Annotated in this window: 6 protein-coding genes and 2 pseudogenes; 4 read left to right on the top strand and 4 right to left on the bottom strand. The window is 67.7% G+C overall.

From position 1 onward, the window contains the following. Both VFA16_RS18250 and VFA16_RS18245 read right to left on the bottom strand, forming a co-directional pair. Positions 1-255: pseudogene (locus VFA16_RS18250) on the bottom strand (DNA topoisomerase IB); the annotation flags it as partial. 233 nt (positions 256-488) lie between these two features. Further along, a complete protein-coding gene (locus VFA16_RS18245; RefSeq protein WP_324969168.1) occupies positions 489-2,246 on the bottom strand; it encodes a DUF4407 domain-containing protein in 1,758 nt (585 codons plus the stop codon). A 261-nt stretch (positions 2,247-2,507) separates the two neighbouring features. Between VFA16_RS18245 and VFA16_RS18240 the strand changes: the two genes are divergently transcribed. From VFA16_RS18240 to VFA16_RS18230, 3 genes and pseudogenes are all read left to right on the top strand, one after another. After that, the gene (locus VFA16_RS18240) at positions 2,508-3,071 is read left to right on the top strand and encodes a hypothetical protein (RefSeq protein ID WP_324969167.1); all 564 of its coding nucleotides are present in this window, start codon (positions 2,508-2,510) and stop codon (positions 3,069-3,071) included. Between the two features lie 89 nt (positions 3,072-3,160). Then, positions 3,161-3,589 (top strand): type II toxin-antitoxin system Rv0910 family toxin, encoded by a 429-nt coding sequence (locus tag VFA16_RS18235; protein WP_324969166.1) that lies wholly within the window; start codon positions 3,161-3,163, stop codon positions 3,587-3,589. A gap of 8 nt (positions 3,590-3,597) precedes the next feature. Then, positions 3,598-3,799 (top strand): annotated as a pseudogene (locus tag VFA16_RS18230) (ornithine decarboxylase); the annotation flags it as partial. Here VFA16_RS18230 and VFA16_RS18225 read toward each other — a convergent pair. Together VFA16_RS18225 and VFA16_RS18220 are read right to left on the bottom strand one after the other, a co-directional pair. Continuing rightward, positions 3,792-4,088, bottom strand: coding sequence for a LapA family protein (locus tag VFA16_RS18225; protein WP_324969165.1), 297 nt, complete (start codon positions 4,086-4,088; stop codon positions 3,792-3,794). The pseudogene VFA16_RS18230 and the gene VFA16_RS18225 sit on opposite strands and share 8 nt — an antisense overlap. Before the next feature lie 99 nt (positions 4,089-4,187). Next, positions 4,188-4,796, bottom strand: coding sequence for a TetR/AcrR family transcriptional regulator (locus tag VFA16_RS18220; RefSeq protein WP_324969164.1), 609 nt, complete (start codon positions 4,794-4,796; stop codon positions 4,188-4,190). Positions 4,797-4,896: 100 nt separating this feature from the next. Between VFA16_RS18220 and VFA16_RS18215 the strand changes: the two genes are divergently transcribed. Next, the coding region (locus tag VFA16_RS18215) for a hypothetical protein (protein WP_324969163.1) at positions 4,897-5,269 on the top strand (373 nt) is incomplete at its 3' end.

Genomic DNA, 5,269 nt, shown 5'->3' with positions numbered 1-5,269 from the left:
TTCCGCCTGCCACTGCTGGTGGTAGATGTATTGGCGCCGGCCCGCGGCATCGGTGCCCACCGCCTGAATGTGGCCGTTCGGGTACGGGCAAATCCAAACGTTCTTCCACGCCGGGGGAATGACCAGCGACTCGATCCGCGCAAGGATTTCCGGGTCCTCGACTGGCTCGCGCTGGCCGTTGACGTAGCAAAAGCCCCGCCCACGGCGAATGCGGCGAAAGCCAGGGCCGCCAACGATGCTCCTGCGCAGCCTCATGTCGGTGCCTTTTCCATGCCGGGAAACGTCGATCGCGAGCGCCGAACAGCGCTGTGCCCTAGGTCCCCGCCAAGAAGACGAATACCGCAGCGTGGTCAGCGTCACCGGTCACGCGCAAGCAACGACGCAAGCGGCTGCCTACCGCGTCGTCGCCTGTGTCCCGATCGGGCCGCTGGGAGCACGTCACGGCGGGGGATTACCCACCTCAGGCCCCCACGACACCAAGCGTGCGGCTACTGCCCGGGCGGCAGCTGGCGCGGTCCGTCCGGCGCGCCCAATTTGCGCGGGCCGGCCCCGGCCTCCACCTCCAGCGGCCCCTCCGATGCCGTCAGCTGGACGCGCCCAGCGGACGCAACCGATACGTCGACGTGGCCCGGGAAACGCAGGGCGCGCCGGGTGGACTCCGGGTCGGCGGACGCCGCCGGCGGCGACTCGTGCTGGGCGGTAGCGGACGTGTCCGGCGGCGACTGGCCGACTTGCTCCTCGGCGCTGATGGTCACCCTGCGGGTGCGTTTGAGCGAGAAGGTGATCTCCTCGACCTCTTCGAACACCTGCCGCGCGGTCCGCAGCGGCTGGGTCGTGGTGTCGATCGCGCGGGCCACGAAGCCCGGCACCAGCGGACGGACCCACCGGGCGGCAGCCTTGGTGACGTCCGGGATCAGCGGCGACCCACGCTGGTGCCGCGGCTCTAACCGGGTACCGACCTGCGCCGGCAGGTTATCGCTCGCCGGTTCTTCGCCGGCGGGCAATTGCATGGCCTGCATGGCAGCTTTAGTGGCGGCCTCGGCTTCGGCCGCGATCGGCAGGTATATATCGTCGTCGTCCGCCGCAGACACTCGCTCAGACGACGCCCGCAGCGGAGCTTCGAGCGCCTCGGCGACCCGGCGGCGCTGCTGCGCGCGGTCGATTTGCGTTTGTGCCTCCACGGCCAGCCGAGCGCTGGCCAGCTGCTGCTCGGCCCAGATGCTCTCGGCCGCCTCGCGCACCTCGGCGCGCTTGACCGCGATCGCGGTATCGGCCTTCACCTCGGCGCGGTCACGCTCGTCGCGGGCGGCGGCGTGGCGCTCATGGGTTGTCTCACCGCGCCACAACCGCAGGATCAGCGGCAACAGGTACAGCAGCGCGCAGAACGCGACCGTGAGTAGACGCAGCAGCAACACCCCGGCATTGGCGAAGGTGAGGCCGTACATGGCGAGCCACCGGGCCCCGAGGCCGCGATCCGCATCGGCGATCGCGGCTCGGCGCGCCTGGTCGAGCGCCTGTTCGTCCCCCGCAATGGCGGCGTCAAGCTCGGGTGCGCGACGCTCACGCTCGGCCAACGCGGCGTCGAGCTCCCGCTGAGCGTCGGCCAGCAGCTCGTTCGACGCGCGGGTTTCCGGTCCTACCCCGGGCACCCCGGTGATGCGAGTCTGCGGGCAGGCCGGCGAGGGGTGATACTCGCAGCGAGCCACGACCAGCACCTCGTCGCGCTGGGCGCGGGCTTGGTCGACGGCGGTGTCGAGGGCTGTCCGCGCCGCGCGCGCCCGGTCGAGTCGCCCGGATGCCTGGGACACCGCGAGCGTGGAGTCGGCCCGCTGCGCGGCCTGCTCCTGGAGACGGCGATCGATCGAACCGGAAAACATCGCCAGCCCGGCCAGCTCGGCCACCAGCACGCCGACAGCGACCGCTACTGTGCCACGGGCCAGCACGCCCGCCCGACCGTGGATTGGGCCGCTCGCGGTGGCGCGCGTCACCGCGCCGACCGGCAGCCCGAGCACCAGGGTCAACGGCAGGATCGCCGGCACCGGCCAGCGCACCGATTGGCTGACGACAACCGTCGCAGCTATCCATGCCAGCACCGCACCCAGCAGTACGACGACGCCGGCGATCGCGTGGGTGGAGCGCTGGTGACGCTCACCGAGCTCGTCCACGTGGCCGCCGCCCATCCAGGTAAGCGCCACTTCGAGTCGCGATCCGGTGGAGCGGGATTCAGAAACTTTGTGGGTGGACATGGAACTGACAAACACCTCCAGGGTTCTCGCAGGGTGACGGGCGCCGGCCGTAGTAGGCGAATCGAGGGATTGGTGTGGTGCGGTCGACAACCAGACGGGATATCGGACCAGGGCGCCGATGCGCCATCGCGCCGGTGCAATGCATGAATCTTCTCACAGCGACAGCTGGCTTCCCAGCAGCCACCCGTCGTCCACCGGGAATTCCCGGGTGTCCGCGGGTCAGCGGTCGACAACCCCGCTGACGTGAGACGGTATGAACTTATGCTGCCCCACAACTACATGACCTACGAAGAGTTCGGTCGACGGTTCTTCGAGGTCGCTGTTACCGAGGACCGCGTTGCGGCGGCATTCAGCCAGATCGCAGGCGAGCAGTTCCAGACCGGACCTATGCGCCAGGGGCCAGGGGGGCTCGCCCGGGTCAGCGCCAACGTCAACATCCAGCAACCGCAAGTCACCCGGAACCTAGGGCGGATGATCACCTTCGATATCCGGATACCGCTTGCCATCGAAATGATCGTCGATTTGCGGGTGGACAAACAGCGGTTCATGGTCGACGGCGAAATCGCCCTGCGCGCCTCAGCGCATGCGGCCGAACCGCTGCTGCTGGTCATCGAAGTCGGCAAGCCAAAGCCATCGGACATCTTGGTCCACGTCGCCGCCACCTCGATCCGCGGTGAACTGTTGCGGATCGTCGCGGGCGTCGACGGAGAAATTCGGCGCTACATCGCCTGGCACGTCTCCAATGAAATCGACTCGCCGCAATCACAAGCGGCCCAAGTCATCGACGTCGCAAAGGAACTGGCTAGCGCCTGGGACGGTAACTGACAGCCGTCACCTCGGGTTGGTTTATCCCGTCACCGCAGGCGGGTATGAGTGGCCGGGTATGCGGTTAGCGGCGTTTCCAGGATTGAGGCATGGCACAAGTAGACGTATCGACGACATCCGAGCTTGAGCCGGCGGCCGCTTGGAAGCTGGCGTCCGACCTGAACCGGTTCGGCGAATGGATGACGATTTTCGGCGGCTGGCGCAGCCCCGTTCCGTCCACGGTCGAAGAGGGCATGTGCGTGTCGGCGTGCATCAAGGTGAAGGGCTTCCGCAACGTCATTCACTGGACGGTGACCCGATTCGACGAGCCGGAAGTGATCGAACTGAAAGGTCGCGGCCGCGGCGGAATTCGGCTCGCGGTCAAGATGACGCTCAACGACAACCATCCAGGAACGGAGTTTCATCTCACTGCTGAGCTCAAGGGCGGCGTGCTCAACGGGCCGATCGGGGGGTTGGTGGCCCGAGTTCTCAAGTCCGACGTGCACAAGTCGATAAACAACCTGGCCGCTTTGCGCTGACGGCATAGCTGCGTCACGAGCGCACAGCGGCCGAGTCTTTCGACCCTCCGCCGCAGCTCCGGCTGCCGTCGCCGGACGAGTTGCAACTCGAGACCCTGATGCTGCCCCGAGATGCCTTCTTCGGCCCGGTGGAAGTGGTGCCCGCCGCCAAGGCGGCCGGCCGCAATCGCGGCCGAACAGATAACGCCGTATCCGCGGGCCGTCAGCGCCCAGAGCTGGGCCGGTGGGCGACCCGTTGCCGTTGGAGATCGCGCACCCGCCGGCCTTCCATGGTCAGCCAACCCAGCCCAGCTCCGACGGACAGCAGTGCGACGACGACGGCCGCGACACCGACGCCGACTTGCCCCATGGCGAACGCGGCGAGGCAGATCACGAATGCCACCACGCCGGCTCCGAGTAGTACGAGGCCGGGCACCTTCGCGGTGTCTTTCAGCGATTCGCCCGCCCGCGGCCGTGTGGTGCGGTGATGGTCGACCGGGTCGCGGGAGGTGTCCCCCATGAGCCTCTCCTTCGCTGTCGCGCCAGTGCTGCCGCGTCGGGCATGTCTTGATCGCCTACCCGAATTGCGGTGAGGAGAAACGGCTCACCACCGGGCTTGTCAGCCCGGACGGAAGCTGTTGAGCAGGGCCCGCATCGACCGCGCGACGGCGTCTCGGGTGTCGGCAGGATGCGGGGAGTTGGCGATCAGCATCGCGCCGCGACTCAGCGCTCCGAGCAGCAAGCGGGTGACTGTCTCGGGGTCGTCCACGCGCAGCGTGCCGGCCGCCGTCGCGGCTCGAAGCGCCTCGACGATCACGGCAAAGGCGTAGCGCTCGTCGAGCTCGGTGTATCGGGCCACTCCCAGCACGGCGGGGCCGTCGATGATCAAGATGCGTTGCAGGTCGGATTGCAGCACGGCGCCCAGGAACGCGTCGAAGCCTCGCGCGAGCTCGTCGAGATCGTCGGATGCGTCCTGGGCTGCTTCCATGGCGGCGGTCATCAACTCGGTATGCGCATGCTCGAAAACCGCCTCAAAGAGCGCGGTCTTGGTGGGGAAGTGGTGGTACAGCGCACCGGTGGTCACCCGCGCCGCGCGTGCCAGATCTTCCACGGAGGTATCGCGAAAGCCTTTCTGGCCGAAGAGTTCTCGGCCGGCCCGAACAAGAGCGTCATGGGTCTGGGCGACTTGCTGGGCGCGTAGCGACGACGGTGGCGTCGGATCAGGCATGGCTTCCACTTTCGTGTGCTGAAACGCAGAACAGCCTATTGACATAGCGATACTATGTGAGATAGTTACACTATCCAACCGCCGACAGAAGGACTTGCTGATGAAGACCGCAGCCTTGATGCCCGCCGGGCCCACCGACGACGTCCGCCGCGCCGACGGCGCAACCAGGGCCGCTCTGGCCGAGGCCGTCGGCCGCAGCGCCGAGCTGTGGCGCCGCATCGACGAACCCAACGCGCCGGTGCCCGGATTGGCGTGGACCGCCAGCCAGACCGCGGCACATGTCGTCGGCGATTTGCGCGAATACACCGAAGCACTGAGCGACCACGTCAACGGTCGCCACGTTTCCGGCGGTGTGCCCGACCAGCCACCCTGGCGGCTGCGCAGGGCGGTCAACGCGCACCACTTGACAGTCGTGCCGGAACGCGATCCGCGCCGGCTCGCGGACATGCTGGAGGAGACCGCGGTTCGCTACC

The sequence above is a fragment of the Mycobacterium sp. genome, assembly GCF_035653355.1.
Classification (GTDB): domain Bacteria; phylum Actinomycetota; class Actinomycetes; order Mycobacteriales; family Mycobacteriaceae; genus Mycobacterium.
This window is presented reverse-complemented; position numbering and strand designations above follow the sequence as displayed.

Coding starts and splice junctions, on each gene's coding strand:
- VFA16_RS18245 (WP_324969168.1), bottom strand. CDS start 2,246: ATGTCCACCCACAAAGTTTCTGAATCCCGCTCCACCGGATCGCGACTC.
- VFA16_RS18240 (WP_324969167.1), top strand. CDS start 2,508: ATGCTGCCCCACAACTACATGACCTACGAAGAGTTCGGTCGACGGTTC.
- VFA16_RS18235 (WP_324969166.1), top strand. CDS start 3,161: ATGGCACAAGTAGACGTATCGACGACATCCGAGCTTGAGCCGGCGGCC.
- VFA16_RS18225 (WP_324969165.1), bottom strand. CDS start 4,088: ATGGGGGACACCTCCCGCGACCCGGTCGACCATCACCGCACCACACGG.
- VFA16_RS18220 (WP_324969164.1), bottom strand. CDS start 4,796: ATGCCTGATCCGACGCCACCGTCGTCGCTACGCGCCCAGCAAGTCGCC.